We start from the raw sequence: 21,010 nt of genomic DNA, 5'->3' as shown, positions 1-21,010 counted from the left end.
ACTTCGCGAATCGGGAGGAATTGATAGCCTGTCACCTTCGCATTCCCTGTCCGCTTCCCCGTCCGCAGCGCCGAAGGAGAATGACGTATGGGCGTTCTGGAGACGATCCACGGCCCGCAGGACCTGAAGAAGCTCGACGCCGGTGAACTGGGGACGCTGGCGGGGGAGATCCGCGAGTTCCTCGTCAGCGCCGTCTCCCGCACCGGCGGTCACCTGGGCCCGAACCTCGGCGTCGTCGAGCTGACCATCGCCCTGCACCGGGTCTTCGAGTCCCCGAAGGACCGCATCGTCTTCGACGTCGGCCACCAGACCTATGTGCACAAGCTGCTGACCGGCCGCCAGGACTTCTCCAGGCTCCGCAAGGAGGGCGGCCTGTCCGGGTATCCCAGCCGCGCCGAGTCGCCGCACGACATCGTGGAGAACCAGCACGCCTCCGCCGCCCTGAGCTGGGCCGACGGCATCGCCAAGGCCGACCGCCTGACCGGCAGGCGCGACCGCTCCGTCGTCGCGGTGGTCGGGGACGGCGCGCTCACCGGCGGCATGACCTGGGAGGCGCTGAACAACATCGCCGCCGACAAGACCCTCCCGCTGGTCATCGTGGTCAACGACAACGGCCACTCGTACAACCCCACCATCGGCGGCCTCGCCACCCACCTGGCCGCCCTGCGCACGACGGACGGCTACGAGCAGTTCCTGGAGCGCACCAAGGCCGTCCTCGACCGCACCCCGATCGTCGGCCGCTCGGTCTACGACGCGCTGCACGGCGCGAAGAAGGGCCTGAAGGACTTCATCGCCCCGCAGGGCATGTTCGAGGACCTGGGCCTGAAGTACGTCGGCCCGATCGACGGCCATGACATCGAGGCGCTGGAGTCGGCGCTGGCCCGCGCCAAGCGGTTCGGCGGCCCGGTCATCGTGCACTGCATCACCGAGAAGGGCCGCGGCTACAGCTTCGCCGAGGAATCCGACGAGCGCTTCCACCAGGTCAAGGTGATCGACCCGGACACCGGCAAGCCGGTCACCGTCGCCGGCAAGGACTGGACCAGCGTCTTCGGTGAGGAACTGGTCCGGCTCGGCGCCGAGCGCGAGGACATCGTGGCGATCACCGCGGCGATGCGCGGCTCCACCGGTCTCGCCCCCTTCGCCGAGCGCTTCCCCGACCGCTTCTTCGACGTCGGCATCGCCGAGCAGCACGCCGCCGCCTCCGCGGCCGGCCTCGCCACCGCCGGGCTGCACCCGGTCGTCGCCGTCTACGCCACCTTCCTCAACCGCTGTTTCGACCAGCTCCTGATGGACGTGGCGCTGCACCGCTGCCCGGTGACCTTCATGCTGGACCGCGCGGGCATCACCGGCGACGACGGCGCCTCGCACAACGGCATGTGGGACATGGCCGTCCTCCAGGTCGTGCCGGGCCTGCGCATCGCCGCACCGCGCGACGCGACCCAGTTGCGGGCCCAGATGCGTGAGGCCGTCGAGGTGGCGGACGGGCCCACGGTGGTGCGCTACTCCAAGGGCACCGTCGGCCCCGAGGTGGCCGCCGTCGGCACGATCGCCGGCATGGACGTGCTCCGGGGCTCCGCCGAGGAGGGCGCCGATGTGCTCGTCGTCTCCGTCGGCGCGCTCGCCCCGATGTGCCTGGAGGTCGCCGACCGCCTCGCCGAACAGGGCATCGGCGCCACCGTCCTCGACCCCCGCTGGATCAAGCCGGTGAACGCGGCCCTGCCCGGCATCGCGGCCCGGCACCGGCTCGTCGTCACCGTGGAGGACGGGGTGCGGGCCGGCGGTGTCGGCGCCGCCGTCGCCCAGGCCCTGCGCGATGCCGAAGTGGACGTCCCTGTACGGGACTTCGGCGTCCCCGCCGAGTTCCTCGACCACGCCGAACGCGGCCGGGTCCTGGCCCGCGTCGGGCTGACGGCCGCGGATGTCGCCCGCCGCGTCTCGGGCGTCTTCGCGGGCCTCGGCCGCGACGAGCTGGTCTTCCCCGGCTGAGCGGAGACCCTGATCGAGCCGCCGCCGCCCCCCCGACCTGCGAGGCCCTGCCGCCGCCGGCCCCGACCCCCGAGGCCCTGCCGACACCGCCCCCGACCCCCGAGGCCCCGCCGACACCGGCCTCGGGCCCGCAGCTACGGCCCCCGCCGTTCTCGGGTCCGGCTCCGGCTGATGTCGGACTCCGAGACGCGGCCCCGGCCGCTGCCGGCCTCGGGCCCGCAGCCACGGCTGATGCCTCGGGCTCAGCCCGGCCGATGTCGGCCTCCGGGGTCGGTCTCGGCCGATACCGGCCTCGGGCCCCGTCTGGCCGGTGTCCGGGCCCCTGCCCCTGCTGGCCTCGGGTCCGGCTCCGGTTGATGCCGGAGTCCGAGACGCGGCTCCGGCCGATGCCGGCCTCGGACCTCCGGTCACGGCTGATGCCTTGGGCCGAGCCCGGCTGATGTCGGACTCCGAGACGCGGACCCGGCCGCACCAGCCTCGGGCCCAGCCCCGGCCGATGTCAGTCTCCGGGACCGCCCCTGACCCCTGCCCGCCCCTGGGCCCAGCCTCCTCCCACGTCCGGACTCCGAGGCCCGGCCTCGGCCGGTGTCGGCCTCCGGGACCAGCCCCTTGCCGACGCCGTCCTCGGGAGCCCGGCCCCTGCCGATGGCGGCCTACGCACCCCTCGCGGATTCCGCGAACCGCCGTCGGCAACCCGCGTCAGCGGTGGATCGGCAGGGGCGTCATCTCCACCAGCCGTCGGCCCGTGCCGCCCCACCGAAGGGCGATGACCTCGGCCATGATGGCCACCGCCGTCTCCTCCGGTGTGCGGGCGCCCAGGTCGAGTCCGATGGGGGAGGACAGCCGGGACAGCTCCGCCTCACTCATGCCCTCCTCGCGCAGCCGCCGCAGGCGGTCCTCGTGGGTGCGGCGGCTGCCCATCGCGCCGATGTAGCGGGCGGGCGTGCGCAGCGCCCGCCGGAGCAGCGGTACGTCGAACTTCGGGTCGTGGGTGAGGACGCAGATCACCGTGTTCTCGTCCACCTCGGCCGACTCCAGATACCGGTGCGGCCAGTCCACCACCAGTTCGTCCGCGTCCGGGAAGCGGCGGCGGGTGGCGAACACCGGGCGGGCGTCGCAGACGGTGACGTGATAGCCGAGGAACTTGCCGATCCGGGCCACCGCGGACGCGAAGTCGATGGCGCCGAACACCAGCATCCGCGGCGGCGGCGCGAAGGACTCCACGAACACGGCGACGTCGTCGCGCCGCTCCTCGCCCGCGCGCCCGACCCGCACCACAACGGTGCTGCCCTGCGCCAGCAGCCCCTGCGCCCGCTCGGCCACGGCGGCGTCGAGGCGGGCGTCACCGAGCGTGCCCCGCGCATCCGACGGCGTGACGATCAGCTGGCCGGCGGGCGCGGCCGCGGGGTCCGGCTCCGGGCCGCCGCCCTCGTCCGGCAGCGGCGACACCACCGCGACCGGCCGCCCCGCGCCCATCGCCGCCAGCACGTCCGGCAGCCCAGGAAAGCGGCCCGCGCCCGCCGGCCGCACCAGGATCTCGATGATCCCGCCGCAGGTCAGACCGACCGCCAGCGCATCGTCGTCGCTGACGCCGTAGGTCACCAGGGCGGGCCTGCCGCTTTCCAGGACCTCGCGCGCCAGCTCGTACACCGCGCCCTCGACGCAGCCGCCGGAGACGCTCCCGATCACCTCGCCGTCCTCGGCGACCGCCAGCGACGAGCCCGCCTGGCGGGGCGCCGACTTCCAGGTCCGTACGACCGTCGCCACCGCGAACCGCTTGCCCGCCGCACTCCAGGAGGAGAGGCCCTGAGCGATGTCCCGCATCCGTGTGCCTCCTTCGGCGGCGTCCACCACCGCCACACCCACCGCATACCCGTTCGGGCTCCGGTGCAGGCCGTACGGCGGCCACGGCCTTGGCGGCCGACCCCGGCTCAAACCCCGTGACGGCCGATTTCCCCCGCCCGGCGTCCGGATCATGCGGATGCCGCCCCTCGCATGTCAACGGCAGCTTAAGTCTTCGCTTAAGCGACCGCCCCTCCCGTGGCGGGGCGAGTTAAGCAAAGGCTTAAGCAGCGATTGACACCCCGCCCGGACGGAGGCGCAATGATCTTTGACAACGGCGCCCGATGCGCCCGGCTGCCCGCCGGGCGGGACAGGGAGTGCGGCATGCAGGTTCCCGCTCCGTTCGAGTACCAGCGCGTGGGCACGGTGGACGAGGCGGTCGCGCTCCTGGACCGGCTCGGCGACACCGCCCGGCTGGTGGCCGGCGGGCACAGCCTCATCCCGATGATGAAACTCAGGCTGGCCAACTTCGAGTACCTGATCGACATCAACGAGCTGCACGACGAGCTGGGCTACATCCGCGTCGAACCCGGAATGATCCGCATCGGCGCGATGACCCGGCACCGCGAACTGCTGGAATCGGACGAACTCGCCGCGGCCTTCCCGGTCTTCCGCGACGCCGAACGGGTGATCGCCGACCCGGTGGTGCGCAACCGGGGCACCCTGGGCGGCTCCCTGTGCCAGGCGGACCCCTCCGAGGACCTGTCGGCGGTGTGCACCACGCTGGACGCCTCCTGTGTGATCCGCGGGATGGACGGCGAGCGCGTGGTCCCCATGGAGGAGTTCCACCAGGGCCCCTACGAGACCGCGGTCGGCGACGCGGAGATCCTCACCGAGGTCCGCTTCCCGGTCCGCCCGCGCGGCTCCAGCGCCTACGAGAAGGTCGAGCGGCGCGCCGGGGACTGGGCGGTGGTCTCCGCGGGCGCGGCCCTCTGGCTGGACGAGAGCGGGCTGATCGCGGACGCCCGCGTCGGCCTCGCCGCCGTCGGACCCAACACCGCGGGCATCCCCGGAATCGCCGACGCTCTGCGCGGCCGGCCGCCCGCCGAGGAACTGTGGGCGCGGGCCGGGGACATCGCCGCCGAGTCCTGCTCCCCGGTCACCGACCGACGCGGCAGCGCCGAGTACAAGCGGCATCTGGCCCGCGAGCTGACGATGCGCGTACTGCGCCGGGCCGCGGCCCGGATCAACCGACAGGAGGTGTGACCGTGCAGGTCACCATGACCGTCAACGGCGAAGAGGTCACACGGGAGATCGAGGGCCGGCTGCTGCTGGTGCACTTCCTGCGCGACCACCTCCAGCTGACCGGCACCCACTGGGGCTGCGACACCAGCAACTGCGGCACCTGCGTGGTCTGGCTGGACGGCGAACCCGTCAAGTCCTGTACGGTCCTTGCCGCGATGGCGGGCGGCCACGAGGTACGCACCGTCGAGGGACTGGAGCAGAACGGCGAACTCGACCCGATCCAGCGCGGGTTCATGGAATGCCACGGACTCCAGTGCGGCTTCTGCACCCCCGGCATGATGATGACCGCGCGCGCCCTGCTCGACCGCGACCCGGACCCCTCCGACGAGGAGATCCGCGAGGCCATCTCGGGCCAGATCTGCCGCTGCACCGGCTACGCCACCATCGTCCGCTCGATCCGCTGGGCCGCCGCCGAACAGGCCGGCACCCGTACCACCGCCGAGGAGCCCGAGCGGACCGCCGCACCGGCCGGCGGCCCCGAACCCTCCGTCGCGTCGACCTCGGGGAGCGCCTCATGACCACCGTCGCCGGCAACGGCCGCCGTACCGCCTTCGTCGACAACGACCGAAAGCCCAACGGCCACGGCCGGATGCTGCGCAAGGAGGACCCCCGCTTCGTCCGCGGCCGGGGCCGCTACGTGGACGACCTCCAGCTCCCCGGCATGCTCCACCTGGCCATCCTGCGCTCCCCGCTCGCCCACGCCCGCATCGTCTCCGTCGACACCACCCTCGCCGAGGCCCACCCCAAGGTCCGCCTGGTGGTCACCGGCGCGATGCTCGCGGAGAAGGGCCTGGCCTGGATGCCGACCCTGTCGAACGACGTGCAGGCCGTCCTCGCCACCGACAAGGTCCGCTTCCAGGGCCAGGAGGTCGCCTTCGTCGTCGCCGAGGACCGGTACGCGGCGCGCGACGCCCTCGAACTGATCGACGTCGAGTACGAACCGCTGGACGCGGTGGTCGACGTACGCACCGCCCTCTCGCCCGACGCGCCGGTCATCCGCGACGACCTGGAGGGCAAGAGCGACAACCACGTCTTCGACTGGGAGACCGGCGACGCGGCCGCCACCGACGAGGTGTTCCGGCGCGCGGACGTGGTCGTCTCGCAGGACATCGTCTACCCGAGGGTGCACCCGGCCCCCATGGAGACCTGCGGTGCGGTCGCCGACTACGACGCGGTCGACGGCAAACTCACCCTGTGGTCCACCACCCAGGCACCGCACGCCCACCGCACCCTGTACGCGATCGTCGCCGGACTGCCCGAGCACAAGATCCGCGTGGTCTCCCCGGACATCGGCGGCGGCTTCGGCAACAAGGTGCCGATCTATCCGGGTTACGTGTGCGCGATCGTCGGCTCCCTGCTCACCGGCAAGCCGGTGAAGTGGATGGAGGACCGCGCCGAGAACCTGATCAGCACCGGCTTCGCCCGTGACTACATCATGCGCGGCGAGATCGCCGCCACCCGCGAGGGCAGGATCCTCGCCGTCCGCACCAACGTCCTCGCCGACCACGGCGCGTTCAACGGCGTCGCCGCGCCCGTGAAGTACCCGGCCGGCTTCTTCGGCGTCTTCACCGGCAGCTACGACCTGGAGGCCGCCTACTGCAAGATGACGGCCGTCTACACCAACAAGGCGCCCGGCGGGGTGGCGTACGCCTGCTCCTTCCGCATCACCGAGGCGGTCTACCTGGTCGAACGGATCGTCGACTGCCTCGCCGCCGAACTGCGGATGGACCCGATCGAGCTGCGGATGAAGAACTTCATCCGCCCCGAGCAGTTCCCGTACCGCACCAAGACCGGCTGGGTGTACGACTCCGGGAACTACGCCCCGACCATGGAACTGGCGAAACAGCTCGCCGGATACGACGAGTTGCGCGCCGAGCAGGCCGAGAAGCGGGCCCGCGGTGAGATCATGGGCATCGGCGTGTCCTTCTTCACCGAGGCGGTCGGCGCCGGGCCCCGCAAGGACATGGACATCCTGGGCCTCGGCATGGCCGACGGCTGCGAATTGCGGGTCCACCCCACCGGAAAGGCCGTCGTACGGCTGTCGGTGCAGTCCCAGGGGCAGGGCCACGAGACGACGTTCGCGCAGATCGTCGCCGAGGAACTCGGCATCCCGCCGCAGGACATCGAGGTCGTGCACGGCGACACCGACCAGACCCCGTTCGGCCTCGGCACGTACGGCAGCCGCTCCACCCCGGTCTCCGGCGCGGCCGCGGCCCTGGTCGCCCGCAAGGTCCGCGACAAGGCACGGCTGATCGCCTCCGGGATGCTGGAGGTCTCGGTCGCCGACCTGGAGTGGGAGAAGGGCTCTTTCAAGGTGGCCGGCGACCCGAACGCCTCGGTGACCATCCAGGACATCGCGATGCGGGCGCACGGCGCGGGCGACCTGCCCGAGGGCGTCGAGGGCGGCCTGGAGGCGCAGATCTGCTACAACCCGGAGAACCTCACCTATCCGCACGGCGCCTACATCTGCGTGGTCGACATCGATCCGGGCACCGCGAAGGTGACGGTACGGCGCTTCGTGGCCGTCGACGACTGCGGCACCCGCATCAACCCGATGATCATCGAGGGGCAGGTGCACGGCGGGCTCACCGACGGCGTCGGCATGGCGCTGATGGAGATGATCGCCTTCGACGAGGACGGCAACTGCCTCAGCGGCTCCCTGATGGACTACCTCATCCCCACCGCCCTCGAAGTACCCGACTGGGAAACGGGGTTCACGGTCACACCGTCCCCGCACCACCCGATCGGCGCCAAGGGCGTGGGCGAGTCCGCGACCGTCGGCTCCCCGCCGGCGATCGTCAACGCGGTGGTCGACGCGCTCTCCCCGTTCGGGATCCGGCACGCGGACATGCCGCTGACCCCCTCGCGGGTCTGGGAGGCGATGCAGGGCCGGCCCCTCCCGCCGATCTGACGGGCGGCGCGGCACACAAGAGGACAGGAGGAACAGCAGACGGTGACGGCAGTCGAGGAGGTGACCGGGGTGCCCAAGACGGTGAGCGCGCGTGCGCTCGAACTGGCCCAGCAGCGCGTGCCGTTCGTGCACGCCCGCGTGGTGCGCGCCCAGCCGCCCGCGTCCGCGCATCCGGGCGACGAGGCGATCGTGTACGGCGACGGCACGATCGACGGCTTCGTCGGCGGGATGTGCGCCGAGGGCTCGGTGCGCACGGCGGCACTGGGCGCCCTCAACGGTGGCGGGCCGCTGCTGCTGCGGGTGCTGCCGGCGGGCGAGGCGGCCTTCCCGGACACCCCCGGCGCGAAGGTCGTGGTCAACCCCTGTCTGTCCGGCGGCGCGCTGGAGATCTTCCTGGAACCGGTGCTGCCGCCGCCCCTGATCGAGGTCGTCGGCACCACCCCGATCGCGGAAGCCTTCATCGCCCTCGCCGACGTCCTCGGGTACGCCACCGCGCGCTCCCTGCCCGACGGGCCGCCCGCCGAGCACACCGGCGCGGTGATCGTGGCCGGACAGGGCCGCGGCGACGCCGAGGCGTTGCGCGCCGCCCTGGACGCCGACGTCCCGCACATCGCCCTGGTCGCCAGCCGCCGCCGGGGCGCCGCCCTGCTGGACGAACTCGGCCTCGGCGCGGCGGAGCGGGCCCGCATCCACACCCCGGCCGGCCTCGACATCGGCGCCCGCACGGCACCCGAGGTGGCGCTGTCCATCCTGGCGGAGGTGGTGGAGTCCGTACGCGCGCGCAACGCGCCACCGCCGACCGCACTGCCGGAACAGCCGGCCCAGGTCGTCGACCCGGTGTGCGGGATGACGGTGACCGTCACCGCCGGCACTCCTCATCTCGCCGCCGGGGACAAGGAGTTCTGGTTCTGCGGCACCGGCTGCCGGGACCGCTGCGCGGCGGGGCTGGTGGGCTAACGGGTGAGCGGACTCTTCCTGGACGCCGGGGACGTACGGCGCCGCCTCGCCGAAGTCGGCCACCTCGTGGACGAGGGCACCGCCACCGCCCTCTACCTCGCCACCGTCCTCGACCGCCCGCTGCTCCTGGAGGGCGAGCCGGGCGTCGGCAAGACCAGCGCCGCCAAGTCCCTCGCCGAGGCCCTCGCCACCCCGCTGATCCGCCTCCAGTGCTACGAGGGCCTGACGGCCGGCGAGGCGCTGTACGAGTGGAACTACCAGCGCCAGCTGCTCGCCGTGCGGCTCACCGAGGCGCGCGGGCAGCACCTGGCCGACGCCGACCTGTTCACCGAGGACTTCCTGCTGGACCGGCCGCTGCTGCGCGCCGTACGCCATCAGGGGCCGCTGCCGCCCGTGCTGCTGATCGACGAGATCGACCGCGCGGACGACGAGTTCGAGGCGCTGCTGTTCGAGTTCCTGGGGGAGTGGAGCATCACCATCCCGGAGCTGGGCACCTTCGCCGCCGCCCGGCCCCCGGTGGTGGTCCTCACCTCCAACCGCAGCCGCGAACTCCACGACGCGCTGCGCCGGCGCTGCCTCTACCACTGGATCGACTATCCCGGCCCCGAACGCGCGGCGGAGATCCTGCGCCGCTCGGTGCCGGCCGCGAACGAACCGCTGATCGCGTCCGCCACCGCGTTCATCGGCAAGGTCCGCGCGCTGGACCTGGACAAGGCGCCCGGCCTGGCGGAGGCCATCGACTGGGTCTCCGCCCTGGCCGCGCTGCGCGTGTCCCGGCTGGCCCGCCGCGATGTGATCAGCACTCTCAGCGCGGTCGCCAAGAGTCCCGACGACCGTACGGCCATCACCGGGGCCCTCGGGGAACTCGGCTACCCCGAAGAAGCGAGGAGACCGTAAGCCATGAAGATCGACAACGAGTTCCGGGTGGACGCGCCCCTGGAGCGGGCCTGGCAGGCGCTCACCGATCTGGAGAGCCTCGCCCCCTGTATGCCCGGCGCCCAGCTCACCGGGGTCGACGGCGATGTCTACCGCGGCAAGGTGAAGGTGAAGGTCGGGCCGGTGATCAGCCAGTTCCAGGGCACCGCCCGCTTCACCGAGCAGGACGAGGCCACCCACAGCGCGGTCATCAGCGCGTCCGGCAAGGACACCCGCGGCCAGGGCAACGCCTCCGCGACCGTGCACGCCCGGCTGCGGCCCGACGGCACGGGCACCGCGGTCAGCGTCAGCACCGACCTCAACATCAGCGGAAAGCTCGCCCAGTTCGGCAGCGGCATGATCAAGGAGATCTCCGAGAAGCTGTTCGCGCAGTTCGTGGCGAACGTGGAGGAGCAACTGCTGCACAAACCGGAGGCGGCGGCACCCGAGGCGGCGGAGGACACCGCGCAGGGCCCGGCCACGGAGTCCGCGCCCGCGCCCGCGACCGCCGCCGAGCCGTCCGCCGCCGAGCCGACCGGCGTCAAGCCGTCCGCTGCCGAGCCGTCCGCCGCCGAATCGTCCGCCGCCGACGCCGTACGGTCCTCGCCGCCCCCGCGGGCCGAGGCCGCCGCCGCGCCCCGGCCGGAGACCCGGCCCCGGCAGCCCGCGCCGGAGAACGAGCCCCTGGACCTGATGCGGTACGCCGGTAATTCGGTCTACAAGCGGCTCGTCCCGGTGGCCGTCGGCGCGGTCGTCGGCGGCGTGGTGACCTACTGGGCGGTGCGCCGGAACCGGAGCCCAGGGCGATGACGCAGGCCGAGCCGTTCCTGCCCGCCGTCGACCGGGCCGCGTTCGCCGTGGCGCTCGCCGACCGGCTGCGGGGCCGGGGCGTGCCCGTGGGCCTGACCGCCGCGCGGGACTTCGTCGCCGCGCTGGCCGTGTCCTGGCCCGCCACCCGGACCGCCCTGTACTGGACGGCCCGCGTCACCCTGGTCCGCGACCAGCCGTACCTGGCCCGTTTCGACGAGGTCTTCGCCGCGGTGTTCGGCGACGCCGTCCTCTCCCTCGACCCGCACGCCCGCCGCACTCACCGGGGCGCCGCGCCGCCGGCCGGGGACGACGTACGCGCCCCGCTGCCCGCGGGCGCGTCCGGCGATCCGGTCGAGGACGCGGGGCTGCCGTGGGTGACGCTGCCGCCGGTGGTGGGGGCGGCCGAGCCGGGCGAAGAGCACGTACTGACCGTGCCGCAGCGGCTGCCGACCGAGCTGGCCGGTGCCGTGGACACGCCGTTCGAGCGGCTGGGGGAGCGGGAGGCGGCACTGCTCGGGCAGTGGCTGGAGACGGGGCTGCGGCAGTGGCCGACCCGCCGCTCCCGCCGGTACGCGCGGCGTCCGGGCGGCCCCAGGGTGGCGATCCGGGAGACGGTGGCCCGCTCCCGTCGTACCGGCTGGGAACCGGTACGACTGGTCCGGGCGGGCCCCCTCGACCGGCCCCGCCGGGTGGTGGTGCTGTGCGACGTGAGCCGCTCCATGCAGGCGCAGGCGGTGGCCTACCTGCATCTGATGCGGGCGCTCGCGCTGACCACGCGGGCCGAGGTGTTCGCCTTCGCCACCTCGCTGACCCGGCTCACGGGCGTCCTCGCGCACCGCTCCGCCGAGACGGCCTTCGAGGAGGCGTCGCAGCGGGTCGCCGACCGGTTCGGCGGCACCCGGATCGCGCACTGCCTGGAGACCCTGCTCGCCTCCCACCACGGGGGCGCGCTGCGCGGCGCGGTCGTCCTGATCGCCTCCGACGGCTGGGACGGCGATCCGCCCGCACGCCTCGCCGCGGCCATGGCCCGGCTGCGCCGCCGCGCCCATACGGTCGTCTGGCTCAACCCCCGCGCGGGCGCGCCGGGTTACCTCCCGCGCACGACGACGATGACCGCCGCGCTGCCGTACGTCGACCTGCTCCTCCCGGCGGACACGTTCGCCTCCCTGCTCCGCGTCCCCCCGGAGATCGCCCGGCTGACGGGACCGCGCGGGCATGGCAGGCGACCGGGCCGGCCGTGACCCGTCATCCGTGACCCCTCACCCGCGGCGGCGAGGCCGGGCCGCTCCGGGCCTTCCCCGCAACCCCACCACCTCGCCTGGAGCCCCACCACCTCACCTGGAGCCCTTCAGCTCCACAGCGTCACATGGATCGCCGGGCGGAACCGGCCCGCCGTGACGCCGGCGCCGCGGAGCATGGCCTGGGTGGCGCGGGGGGTGGTGACGAAGCGGCGGAGTTCGGCGGCGGCCGGCGGGGCCTCGCGGTCGCCGAGGGCGAGGAGGTTCCAGGAGCCGCGCGCGGGCAGCTGGGGTCCGCCGAGCTGCCGGAGGTCGCCGTCGGCGAGGTCCTTACCGACGGCGAACGTCACCGCCAGCGCCACCCCGGTGCCGTGCTTGGCCTCGTCCACCGCCGCGGTGTGGCTCTGGAAGATCCGCTGGCGGTCCTCGGGAATCTGGAGCCGCCGCAGCACGGACGGCACTATCCCGGCGCGCCCCACCGCCGAGGGCCCGAGCAGCCAGGTCTGCTCGCGCAGCTCCGCCAGCCCGGCCGGGGCGGTGCGGGCGGCCAGCGGATGACCGGCGCCGACGACCGCGATCATCTGGTAGTTGAGGAAGTGCGTGCAGCTCATCGAGGCGTCCACGGTGGCGGGCCGGGGCCCGATGGCCACGTCCACCGCCCGCTCCGTCAGCAGCAGCGGGAAGCGCTGCGGATCGTGCACGCTCAGCTCGACGTCGAGATCGTCGGCCCGCCCCGCGAAGAGTTCGATCAGGCCGGGCGCCGCGTACTCGGCGAACAGGCTCGACGTGGCGACCCGCAGCAGCCGCCGCCCGGACCCGGCCTGCTGCACCTCCAGCACGGTCTGGTCCTGGAGGCCCAGCATCTGCGCCGCCCGGCTGGCGAGCCGCAGCCCGCCCGGAGTGAACGCCAGCCCGCTGCCGGTGCGGGTGAACAGCTTGTCGCCTAGCTCCCGGCGCAGATGGGCGATGTGCAGCGAGACGGCGGCCTCACTCACCGCGAGGTCCGCCGCCGCTGCCTTCACGGAGCCGAGCCGGACGGTCGCCGAGAACGCCCGCAACTGTGCCGGGGTCAACCGGAACCTCCCCTGATCACCACGGATGCGCCTGCCCCTGTGGCGGGTGTGACCTGCGTCTCAAACTATCGCACAGATCGTTCCGGGGCCACGAAACCGCCGGATCCGGCAGGCCCCGGCCGCGCCGCGCGGGCACCCCTGTCCATGGGCCGTCCGGCCCCGGAATCCCGGCCGGCAGGCCCTGTGCCCGGCACCCGCGCGCGACGATGATCGGCGCATGCGCAGAAGGGAAGCCCAGCAGTGATCGCCGTCGTCGGACATCCGGATCTCACCGTGCCGACGCTGGCCCTCCTGGAGGAGGAGCTGCGCTCCCGGCTGGCCGACCGCGCCCGCACCGGCCGCGCCGGACTGGTCCGGGCCGGCAAGGGCCTGCCCGTGGTGTTCGGGCGGGCCGCGCGCGGGGCGGGCCTCGCCCTGGTGACGGTGCTGCCGTCCCTCAGGGGTGTGCCCGCCTGCGTCACCGAGCCGGACCGCAAGGCGGCCGGCGAACTGCTGCTGCTGTCGCAGCTGGTGCGCCTGGTCGAGTACGACCCCGGCGACCGCGCCTCCTGCATCCGCGCCGACGAGGCCCTGGTCCGCTCCTGCGCGCGGCTGCTGGCCGTCTGGGACGGCTCACCCTCCAACGGCCGTGACGCGACCGCCCACTTGGTGGCCTACGCCCGCAGCCATGGCGTCGACGTCGAGGTGCTGTGGCCGCGCGGCGCCGAGCACCGCACGCGCCCGCCCGCCGGGGCGCCGGGGCCCCGGGGGCGCACAGGTCGTTCCCCGCGTGCGACAGGTTGAGGCTCTTGTCGGTCGGCGGGAAGTCCGGCACGATCGTGTCGGTCAACGGGGCAGACGGCACGGGCCAGTTGAAGAAGGACGGGCCGACCGGCTCGACCCGGCACAGCGCGGCCACGATCGCCCCCGGCTCCGGCGGGCGGCCGGGGTCGCGGGGCCGGTCACCAGGGCGACGTCCGCGTGCCGGGGCGAGGCCACCAGGCGGGTGCCGCAGCGCTCCGCGTCGTACACCGGGTTGAACGCGGCGGCGATCTCGGTCTCGCAGCCGTCGCGGGAGCCCGCGTGGGGACCCGGAGCAGGCCGCCGGCTCAGGCCCTCTTGACCACGGCGGACTTCAGCCGCATGGCACCGAAGCCGTCGATCCTGCAATCGATGTCATGGCCGTCCACGCCGTCCACGAGCCGGATGCCGCGCACCTTCGTGCCCGCCTTGATGCCGGACGGGCTGCCCTTGACCTTCAGCGCCCTGACCACGGTCACGGTGTCGCCGTCGGCGAGCACATTGCCGACCGAGTCCCGGATCACCCGGCCCTGATCGGCGTCCGCGTCCGTGGCCGCCGACCACTCGTGGCCGCACTCGGGGCAGACGAGCAGCGCGCCCATCTCGTAGGTGTACGTGCCCGAACAGGCGGGGCAGGCGGGGAGGTTGTCGCTCATGGAACTCTTTCGGTACGGATCGGGCAGGGGCGTGGTCAGGTCAGGAGGCGGCGGGCCAGCCGTCCGTGCGCCACTCCTGGCGGGCGTCGTCCGGCGACCGCGGGCACCGGCCGTGCGCGGCGAGGGCGGCGGCCAGGTCGCAGTGGACCGGGATGTCCGGGCCCTCGCCCGCCGGGACCAGCGAGCCGTCGGCGGGTATCGCGGCCAGCTCCAGGCCCCGCCCGGAGGCGGCGAGCAGCCGGGCGGCCCCGGCGATGGCCACCTGGCCCTCCGCGGACCAGGTGCGCAGCTCGGCCAGGTCGAGCACGACCGGCCCGGTGCCGCGCGCGAGGACCCAGCCGATGGCGCCGTTGAAGCGGTGTACGGCGTCCGGGCCGAGGTAGCCGGCGACGGAGAGGACGCCGAGGTCCTGCTCGATGGTGTAGCGCCAGTCGATGGTCATGCGGGGGCGGCTTCCTTTGCGGGGGAGGGGGCGTGGGCTTGTGCGGGGGAGGGGCGCGGGCGTCCGCGGGCCGGTGGTCTACAGGGGCAGGGTGATCCAGATGCTCTTGCCCTCGCCGTCGGCGTCCGCGCGGACCACCGCGGTGCCGCCCAGGCCGAGGACCAGCTCCATCACGGTGGCCAGGCCGCCGGGCCGGGTGATCGCGGTGCGCAGCTGCGGCTGGTGGGGGTGGCGGTCGTGCACGGCGAAGGCGAAGCAGTCGCGGGCGGCCGCGTAGACGACGGTGACCTCGGGGGAGACATGGGCCGCGTGCCGGACGCTGTTGGTGACCAGTTCGCTGAGGATCAGCAGCGCCGGGTCCACCGCGCGGTGCCGCAGCCCGATGCCCCATTCCACGAGGGTCTGTTCGGCGGTCTGCCGCGCGACCCGCACCGCCGTGGGGACGGCGGGCAGGGTGAGCACATGGCGGTGGGGAAGGGCCTGAAGGGTCTGGGACATCATCGCTCCGTCGGGCCGGGGTGGTGGTCCCCCGTGTCGGCCGCCTCGTTCATCGGACGGTTTCCGCACTGGGCACCGGGGCGGTGCGCTGCGCGGACAGCGCGGGCACGGCGCCCTCCAGGTGGCCGCGTGCCGCCTGGATCGCCTCGGGGGTGGTGGCGTAGTCCCGGCCATCGGGCCGCAGCAGCTCCAGCGCGCCGACCGAGTCGAGGACGCGCAGCTGTCCGGGCCGGATGCCGGAGGCCAGCACGACGATGCCGCGCCGGCGCAGCTTCTGCACCGCGTCCTTCAGCACCAGGGCGCCGGTGGCGTCGATGGTCGACACCCGCGACATGCGCAGGATCACCACCCGGACGTCGGCGACCTCGGCCAGCTCCAGCAGGAAGCGGTGTGCCCCGGCGAAGAACAGCGGCCCGTCCAGCCGGTACGCCACGATGTGCTCGGCGAGCAGCGCGTGCTCCTCCGCGCTGTGGTCGCCCCGGTCCAGCGGCACCCGGTCGAGCCGGGCCTGCCGGGCCACGGCGCGCAGCGCGAGGGCGCCGGCCACGGCGAGACCGATGATCACGGCGTAGACGAGGTCCAGGGCGAGGGTGCCGACCGCGGTCAGCGCGAGGATCACGGCGTCCGAGCGGGTCGCCCGCGCCATGGCCTTCAGCGAGCCGACCTCGACCATGCGCACCGCGGTGGCCAGCAGCACGCCCGCGAGCGCGGCCAGCGGGATCTTCGCGACCAGGGGCGAGGCGGCGAAGACGATCACCGCGAGGACCACGGCGTGGGTGAACGCGGCGGTGCGGGAACCGGCTCCGGTCCGTACGTTGACCGCGGTGCGCGCGATCGCGCCGGTGGCCGGGACGCCGCCGAACAGCGGGGCGGCGATGTTGGCGAGGCCCTGCCCGAACAGCTCGCGGTCCGGGTCGTGCTTCTGCCCGACGGTCATGCCGTCCGCGACCGAGGCCGACAGCAGGGACTCCAGGGCGGCCAGCGCGGCGACCGCGACCGCGGGCGTCAGCAGGGAGCCCAGGTCACCGGAGTGGAGGAAGGCGAGGGAGGGCGCGGGCAGCCCGGACGGCAGCGCGCCGATCGGCTTGGCCGCGTCCAGGTGGGCGAGCTGGGCGACGACGGTCGCGGCGATCACGGCGAGGATGGAGAAGGGGACCGTGGGCCGCCACCGGGCGCCGAGCAGCATCACCGCGGCCACGGCGAGCGCGAGCCCCACGGCGGTCCAGTTCGGCGCCTTCGCGAACTCCTCGACCGCCCGCCAGGTCACCACCAGCACCTTGTCGCCCTTGGGTACGGGCACGCCGAGCGCGTTCGGCACCTGCTGGAGCCCGATCACACAGGCGATGCCGAGGGTGAAGCCCTCCACCACGGGGGCGGGCACGTACCGCATGTACTTCCCGGCACGCAGCGCGGCCAGCGCGATCAGCAGGACGCCGGCCAGCAGCCCGACGGTGAGCACACCGGTGGGCCCGTACCGGCCCACGATCGGTACGAGGACGACGGTCATGGCGCCGGTCGGCCCCGACACCTGGAGGTTCGAGCCGCCGAACACGGCCGCGACCGCACCCGCGATCACCGCGGTGGCCAGGCCCGCCTCGGCGCCGAGCCCGGAGGAGACGCCGAAGCCGAGGGCGAGGGGCAGCGCGACGATCGCGACGGTGAGGCCCGCGAGGAGGTCCCGGCGGGGATCGCGCCGTACCGCGACGAGGTCGGCGCGGCCGGGCAGCAGGGAGGCGAGGCGGGCGCGGGCGTCGCGCAGGGCGGTGCTCATCGGGCGGAGACCTCGGCTTCCCGCAGTTCGGTGAGCAGTTCGTGCTGCCCGGTGAGCATCTCGGTGAGGATCCGGCGCGCGGCCCGCATCAGGTCGGCCACGTCACCGCCGGACAGCTGGTAGACGACCGTCGAGCCCTCGCGGGTGGAGGTGACGATGCCCGAGCGGCGCAGCACCGCCAGCTGCTGGGAGAGGCTGGAGGGCTCCACCTCTATGGCGGCGAGCAGCTCCCGGACCGGCCGCGGCCCGTCCTGCAACAGCTCCAGCACCCGTATCCGCACGGGGTGGCCGAGCATCCGGAAGAACTCGGCCTTCGCCTGGTACAGCGGAACCGACACGATTCCTCGACTTCCCTCTCAGCGGATACAACGAACGTAGCATCTAACCAATTGCTAATTTTCGCAATTCAGCTAGTCAGTTCGCCGTGCTGCGGGTCCTTCCGGAGCGTGCATCCGCCCGGACCACGGGTCCGCCCCCGGATCACGGTTCCGCTATCCTGGTCGCGCGGCACGGCTCCGGTCGCCGCACGGTGGTGGGTCCCGCCGTACCCAACCGCGGCGGTGACGCCGCCAATGGTCCCTCCTGACGACGAAGTGCGCCCCGGTACGCGTGGGCGCCCTGTGACGAGGAGGCCCATGTGGCAGAGCGGACCGCGCTGAACGCATCCACCGAACGCGGCATCGAGCAGCCCCCGCCGGCCCGTCGGCGCGTGCAGTGGCGCACGCAGGCACCGGTCCTCGCGGCCGTCGCCGTCGGCGGTGCCCTCGGGGCCTGCGCCCGCTACGCCGCCGCGCTGCTGTGGCCGACCGCGTCCGGCGCCTTCCCGTGGACCACGTTCTGGGTGAACGTCGCCGGCTGCGCCGTCATCGGCGTCTTCATGGCCGTCATCACCGACCTCGGGGCCGGACACCGCCTGGTCAGACCCTTCTTCGGTACCGGGGTGCTCGGCGGGTTCACCACCTTCTCCACGTACACCGTGGACATCGAGCGACTGACCGGCGCCGGCCGGGCCACCACCGGCCTGCTCGACCTGGCCGCGACCGCGCTCGGCGCCCTCGCGGCCGTCTGGACCACCGCGCACCTCACCCGGCGCGTCATCGAGTGGAGGGCAGCATGACGACAACCACCGTTCCCGGCGTCCGGCTCACGGTCCTCGTCGGCGAGGACGACAGGTGGCACCACAAGCCTCTCTTCGCGGAGATCGTGCACCGGGCCCACCGGGCCGGACTGGCCGGCGCCAGCGTGTTCCGGGGCGTGGAGGGGTTCGGGGCGACCTCCCTGATCCACACCAGCCGGCTGCTGTCCCTCAGCGAGGACCTGCCGGTGGCCGTCGTCATCGTCGACACCGAGGAACGCGTCCGGGCCTTCCTGCCCCAGCTCGACGAGCTGGTCGGGGAGGGCCTGGTGACCATCGACCGCTGCGAGATCCTGTGCCGCAACGGCATCGAAGACAAGGAGAGTTCGTGAACTGGCTGCTGGTCATCGCCGGAGCCGCCGTCGGCGCGCCGCTGCGCTATCTGACCGACCGCACCGTGCAGTCCAGGCACGACACTGTCTTCCCCTGGGGCACCTTCACCGTCAACGTCGTCGGCAGCCTCGTCCTCGGCCTGGTCACCGGGGCGGTCGTCGCCGGCGGGATGTCCTCGAACCTCCAGCTGCTGCTCGGCACCGGGCTGTGCGGGGCGCTGACCACGTACTCCACGTTCTCCTACGAGACGCTGCGGCTCGCCGAGGACGGCGCGCGCTTCTTCGCCGCCGCCAACGTCGTCGCGAGCGTCGTCGCCGGACTCGGCGCCGCCTTCCTGGGCGCGGCCCTCGCCCAGTCCCTCTGGGCCTGATGTGACCCCCCGCCGTGACATGGTGTTTTACAGTGGCTGCCGCCAGTTCCGACGACAGGACCTGTGAGGTATCCGCGAACATGTCGACGCAGACGTTTGAGTTTCAGGTGGAGGCGCGTCAGCTGCTCCAGCTGATGATCCACTCCGTGTACTCGAACAAGGATGTCTTTCTGCGCGAACTCATCTCCAATGCCTCCGACGCGCTGGACAAGCTGCGCCTGGAGAAGCTGCGGGACGACGCGCTCGACGTCGATGTGTCCGACCTGCACATCGAGTTGGACATCGACAAGGAGGCCCGCACCCTGACCGTGCGGGACAACGGCATCGGTATGTCGTACGACGAGGTCGGGCAGCTCATCGGCACCATCGCCAACTCCGGCACCGCCGAATTCCTGCGCGAGCTGCGCGAGTCCAAGGACGCGGCCGGCGAGGAGGGGCTCATCGGCCAGTTCGGCGTCGGCTTCTACTCCGGGTTCATGGTGGCCGACGAGGTGACGCTGGTGACCCGGCGGGCCGGGGAGAGCCAGGGCACCCGCTGGACCTCGCGCGGCGAGGGGACGTACACCCTGACGCCGGTCGAGGACGCGCCGCAGGGCACCTCGGTCACCCTGCACCTCAAGCCCGCCGACCCGGAGAATCAGCTCCACGACTACGCCTCCCCGTGGAAGATCAGGGAGATCGTCAAGCGGTACTCGGACTTCATCACCTGGCCGATCAGGATGAAGCCCGAGGGCGCGGGCGACGACGGTGAGCAGAAGCCCGAGACCCTCAACTCCATGAAGGCGCTGTGGGCTCGGCCGCGCGACCAGGTGTCCGACGCGGAGTACCACGAGCTGTACAAGCACATCGGGCACGACTGGCGCGACCCGCTGGAGACCATCCGGCTCCAGGCGGAGGGCACCTTCGAGTACCAGGCGCTGCTCTTCATCCCCGAGCACGCGCCCCACGACCTGTTCACGCGGGACTTCCGGCGGGGCGTGCAGCTGTACGTCAAGCGGGTGTTCATCATGGACGACTGCGAGGCGCTGCTGCCGCCGTACCTCCGCTTCGTCAAGGGCGTCGTCGACGCGGCGGACCTCTCGCTCAACGTCTCCCGCGAGATCCTCCAGCAGGACCGGCACATCGAGATGATGCGCCGCCGTCTGACGAAGAAGGTCATCTCCACCGTCAAGGACCTGATGGGCGAGGAGTCGGAGCGGTACGCCACGTTCTGGCGGGAGTTCGGCACCGTCCTCAAGGAGGGCCTGGTCACCGACGCGGAGAACCGGGAGGCGCTGCTCGCCGTCGCGTCGTTCGCGAGCACGCACCACGAGAGCGAGCCGACCACGCTGAAGCAGTACGTGGAGCGGATGAAGGACGGCCAGGAGGACATCTACTACCTGACCGGCGAGTCCCGCCAGGCCATCGAGAACTCCCCGCACATGGAGGCGTTCCGCGACCGGGGCATCGAGGTGCTGCTGCTCACCGACGCCGTGGACGAGGTGTGGGTCGACGCGGTCGGCGAGTACGAGGGCAAGAAGCTGCGCTCCGTCGCCAAGGGCGAGTTCGACCTCGACCCGAAGGACGAGGAGGCCGGCGCCGACGAGGAGCGGGAGAAGCGGAACGAGGCGTACGCCGCTCTGCTGGAGTGGATGGGCAAGCGGCTGGAGGACGACATCAAGGAGGTACGGCTGTCCTCCCGGCTCACCGTCTCCCCGGCCTGCATCGTCTCCGACGCGCACGACCTGACCCCGGCCCTGGAGAACATGTACCGCGCCATGGGCCAGGAGGTGCCGCGGGCCAAGCGCATCCTCGAACTCAACCCCGGCCACGCGCTGGTCAAGGGCCTCAACGAGGCTTACACGCAGCGCGGCGACGGCACCGAACTCGCCGAGACCGCCGAGCTGTTGTACGGCCTCGCGGTCCTCGCGGAGGGCGGCCAGCCGAAGGAGCCGGCGCGCTTCGTGAAGCTGATGGCGGAGCGGCTGGAGAAGGCGCTGTAGGGGACGTACGGGCGAGGGCGGGCGCCGCGTCCGCCAACTCGGCGGCCCCGCCCTCTCCTTGGTTCC

Annotated in this window: 20 protein-coding genes; 13 read left to right on the top strand and 7 right to left on the bottom strand. The window is 73.0% G+C overall.

Translation table 11 applies throughout. The annotated features are described in order from the left end of the window. Nucleotides 1–87 precede the first annotated feature (87 nt). A complete protein-coding gene (gene dxs / locus AC069R_RS24060) occupies nt 88–1,986 on the top strand; it encodes a 1-deoxy-D-xylulose-5-phosphate synthase (protein WP_478768874.1) in 1,899 nt (632 codons plus the stop codon). A gap of 699 nt (nt 1,987–2,685) precedes the next feature. On the opposite strand, the gene AC069R_RS24055 is transcribed toward dxs, so the two are convergent. Then, nucleotides 2,686–3,810 (bottom strand): XdhC family protein, encoded by a 1,125-nt coding sequence (locus AC069R_RS24055; RefSeq protein ID WP_478768873.1) that lies wholly within the window; start codon nt 3,808–3,810, stop codon nt 2,686–2,688. A 342-nt stretch (nt 3,811–4,152) separates the two neighbouring features. Here AC069R_RS24055 and AC069R_RS24050 point away from each other — a divergent pair, with 342 nt between their 5' ends. From AC069R_RS24050 to AC069R_RS24020, 7 genes are read left to right on the top strand one after another with little or no spacing between them, the layout of a single operon-like run. Beyond that, nucleotides 4,153–5,034, top strand: a complete 882-nt coding sequence (locus tag AC069R_RS24050) for an FAD binding domain-containing protein (protein ID WP_478768872.1) — start codon at nt 4,153–4,155, stop codon at nt 5,032–5,034. Beyond that, the gene (locus tag AC069R_RS24045) at nt 5,031–5,591 is read left to right on the top strand and encodes a (2Fe-2S)-binding protein (protein ID WP_478768871.1); all 561 of its coding nucleotides are present in this window, start codon (nt 5,031–5,033) and stop codon (nt 5,589–5,591) included. Before AC069R_RS24050 ends, AC069R_RS24045 begins: the two co-directional genes overlap by 4 nt. Next, a complete protein-coding gene (locus tag AC069R_RS24040; protein WP_478768870.1) occupies nt 5,588–7,984 on the top strand; it encodes an aerobic carbon-monoxide dehydrogenase large subunit in 2,397 nt (798 codons plus the stop codon). Before AC069R_RS24045 ends, AC069R_RS24040 begins: the two co-directional genes overlap by 4 nt. 42 nt (nt 7,985–8,026) lie before the next feature. Continuing rightward, the gene (locus tag AC069R_RS24035; RefSeq protein ID WP_478768869.1) at nt 8,027–8,941 is read left to right on the top strand and encodes an XdhC family protein; all 915 of its coding nucleotides are present in this window, start codon (nt 8,027–8,029) and stop codon (nt 8,939–8,941) included. A 3-nt stretch (nt 8,942–8,944) separates the two neighbouring features. Beyond that, entirely contained in the window at nt 8,945–9,838 is an 894-nt protein-coding gene (locus tag AC069R_RS24030; protein WP_478768868.1) for an AAA family ATPase, read from the top strand. A 3-nt stretch (nt 9,839–9,841) separates the two neighbouring features. Next, complete coding sequence (locus tag AC069R_RS24025) at nt 9,842–10,666, top strand: SRPBCC family protein (protein WP_478768867.1); 825 nt, start codon at nt 9,842–9,844, stop codon at nt 10,664–10,666. Continuing rightward, nucleotides 10,663–11,907 (top strand): vWA domain-containing protein, encoded by a 1,245-nt coding sequence (locus tag AC069R_RS24020; protein WP_478768866.1) that lies wholly within the window; start codon nt 10,663–10,665, stop codon nt 11,905–11,907. The genes AC069R_RS24025 and AC069R_RS24020 overlap by 4 nt, the downstream gene beginning before the upstream one ends. Before the next feature lie 107 nt (nt 11,908–12,014). Here AC069R_RS24020 and AC069R_RS24015 read toward each other — a convergent pair whose 3' ends face one another. Next, a complete protein-coding gene (locus tag AC069R_RS24015) occupies nt 12,015–12,977 on the bottom strand; it encodes a LysR family transcriptional regulator (RefSeq protein WP_478768865.1) in 963 nt (320 codons plus the stop codon). 240 nt (nt 12,978–13,217) lie between these two features. Here AC069R_RS24015 and AC069R_RS24010 point away from each other — a divergent pair, with 240 nt between their 5' ends. Continuing rightward, nucleotides 13,218–13,760: a hypothetical protein gene (locus AC069R_RS24010; protein ID WP_478768864.1), complete on the top strand. Its 543-nt coding sequence runs from the start codon at nt 13,218–13,220 to the stop codon at nt 13,758–13,760. A 305-nt stretch (nt 13,761–14,065) separates the two neighbouring features. Here AC069R_RS24010 and AC069R_RS24005 read toward each other — a convergent pair whose 3' ends face one another. The 5 genes from AC069R_RS24005 to AC069R_RS23985 all read right to left on the bottom strand — a co-directional run bounded on the left by AC069R_RS24005 (nt 14,066) and on the right by AC069R_RS23985 (nt 17,462). Beyond that, a complete protein-coding gene (locus AC069R_RS24005; protein WP_478768863.1) occupies nt 14,066–14,413 on the bottom strand; it encodes a zinc ribbon domain-containing protein YjdM in 348 nt (115 codons plus the stop codon). Between the two features lie 40 nt (nt 14,414–14,453). Continuing rightward, a complete protein-coding gene (locus tag AC069R_RS24000; protein WP_478768862.1) occupies nt 14,454–14,855 on the bottom strand; it encodes an STAS domain-containing protein in 402 nt (133 codons plus the stop codon). A gap of 78 nt (nt 14,856–14,933) precedes the next feature. Continuing rightward, entirely contained in the window at nt 14,934–15,353 is a 420-nt protein-coding gene (locus tag AC069R_RS23995) for an ATP-binding protein (protein WP_478768861.1), read from the bottom strand. Nucleotides 15,354–15,402: 49 nt separating this feature from the next. Beyond that, a complete protein-coding gene (locus AC069R_RS23990; protein ID WP_478768860.1) occupies nt 15,403–17,124 on the bottom strand; it encodes a SulP family inorganic anion transporter in 1,722 nt (573 codons plus the stop codon). Next, the gene (locus AC069R_RS23985; RefSeq protein WP_085567932.1) at nt 17,121–17,462 is read right to left on the bottom strand and encodes an ArsR/SmtB family transcription factor; all 342 of its coding nucleotides are present in this window, start codon (nt 17,460–17,462) and stop codon (nt 17,121–17,123) included. Before AC069R_RS23985 ends, AC069R_RS23990 begins: the two co-directional genes overlap by 4 nt. Nucleotides 17,463–17,761: 299 nt before the next feature. On the opposite strand from AC069R_RS23985, the gene AC069R_RS23980 reads away from it, so the two are divergent. The 4 genes from AC069R_RS23980 (at nt 17,762) to htpG (ending at nt 20,944) form a co-directional block, all read left to right on the top strand. Beyond that, complete coding sequence (locus AC069R_RS23980; RefSeq protein WP_478768859.1) at nt 17,762–18,241, top strand: FluC/FEX family fluoride channel; 480 nt, start codon at nt 17,762–17,764, stop codon at nt 18,239–18,241. Further along, nucleotides 18,238–18,591: a DUF190 domain-containing protein gene (locus AC069R_RS23975; RefSeq protein WP_478768858.1), complete on the top strand. Its 354-nt coding sequence runs from the start codon at nt 18,238–18,240 to the stop codon at nt 18,589–18,591. Before AC069R_RS23980 ends, AC069R_RS23975 begins: the two co-directional genes overlap by 4 nt. Continuing rightward, nucleotides 18,588–18,962, top strand: coding sequence for a fluoride efflux transporter CrcB (crcB, locus tag AC069R_RS23970; RefSeq protein WP_478768857.1), 375 nt, complete (start codon nt 18,588–18,590; stop codon nt 18,960–18,962). Before AC069R_RS23975 ends, crcB begins: the two co-directional genes overlap by 4 nt. Nucleotides 18,963–19,042: 80 nt before the next feature. Continuing rightward, entirely contained in the window at nt 19,043–20,944 is a 1,902-nt protein-coding gene (htpG, locus tag AC069R_RS23965; protein ID WP_478768856.1) for a molecular chaperone HtpG, read from the top strand. The last annotated feature ends 66 nt before the right edge of the window (nt 20,945–21,010 follow it).

The organism is Streptomyces sp. NPDC043952, from assembly GCF_056435325.1.
Note: the sequence above shows the minus strand (reverse complement) of the source record. Positions and strands in the feature narration are given on the sequence as shown.

What these genes read in the sequence shown, in the direction of transcription:
- AC069R_RS24025 (WP_478768867.1), top strand. Translation starts at nt 9,842, where the DNA reads ATGAAGATCGACAACGAGTTCCGGGTGGACGCGCCCCTGGAGCGGGCC.
- dxs (WP_478768874.1), top strand. Translation starts at nt 88, where the DNA reads ATGGGCGTTCTGGAGACGATCCACGGCCCGCAGGACCTGAAGAAGCTC.
- AC069R_RS24040 (WP_478768870.1), top strand. Translation starts at nt 5,588, where the DNA reads ATGACCACCGTCGCCGGCAACGGCCGCCGTACCGCCTTCGTCGACAAC.
- AC069R_RS23995 (WP_478768861.1), bottom strand. Translation starts at nt 15,353, where the DNA reads ATGTCCCAGACCCTTCAGGCCCTTCCCCACCGCCATGTGCTCACCCTG.
- AC069R_RS24000 (WP_478768862.1), bottom strand. Translation starts at nt 14,855, where the DNA reads ATGACCATCGACTGGCGCTACACCATCGAGCAGGACCTCGGCGTCCTC.
- htpG (WP_478768856.1), top strand. Translation starts at nt 19,043, where the DNA reads ATGTCGACGCAGACGTTTGAGTTTCAGGTGGAGGCGCGTCAGCTGCTC.
- AC069R_RS23990 (WP_478768860.1), bottom strand. Translation starts at nt 17,124, where the DNA reads ATGAGCACCGCCCTGCGCGACGCCCGCGCCCGCCTCGCCTCCCTGCTG.
- AC069R_RS23975 (WP_478768858.1), top strand. Translation starts at nt 18,238, where the DNA reads ATGACGACAACCACCGTTCCCGGCGTCCGGCTCACGGTCCTCGTCGGC.
- AC069R_RS24020 (WP_478768866.1), top strand. Translation starts at nt 10,663, where the DNA reads ATGACGCAGGCCGAGCCGTTCCTGCCCGCCGTCGACCGGGCCGCGTTC.
- AC069R_RS24055 (WP_478768873.1), bottom strand. Translation starts at nt 3,810, where the DNA reads ATGCGGGACATCGCTCAGGGCCTCTCCTCCTGGAGTGCGGCGGGCAAG.
- AC069R_RS24005 (WP_478768863.1), bottom strand. Translation starts at nt 14,413, where the DNA reads ATGAGCGACAACCTCCCCGCCTGCCCCGCCTGTTCGGGCACGTACACC.
- AC069R_RS24050 (WP_478768872.1), top strand. Translation starts at nt 4,153, where the DNA reads ATGCAGGTTCCCGCTCCGTTCGAGTACCAGCGCGTGGGCACGGTGGAC.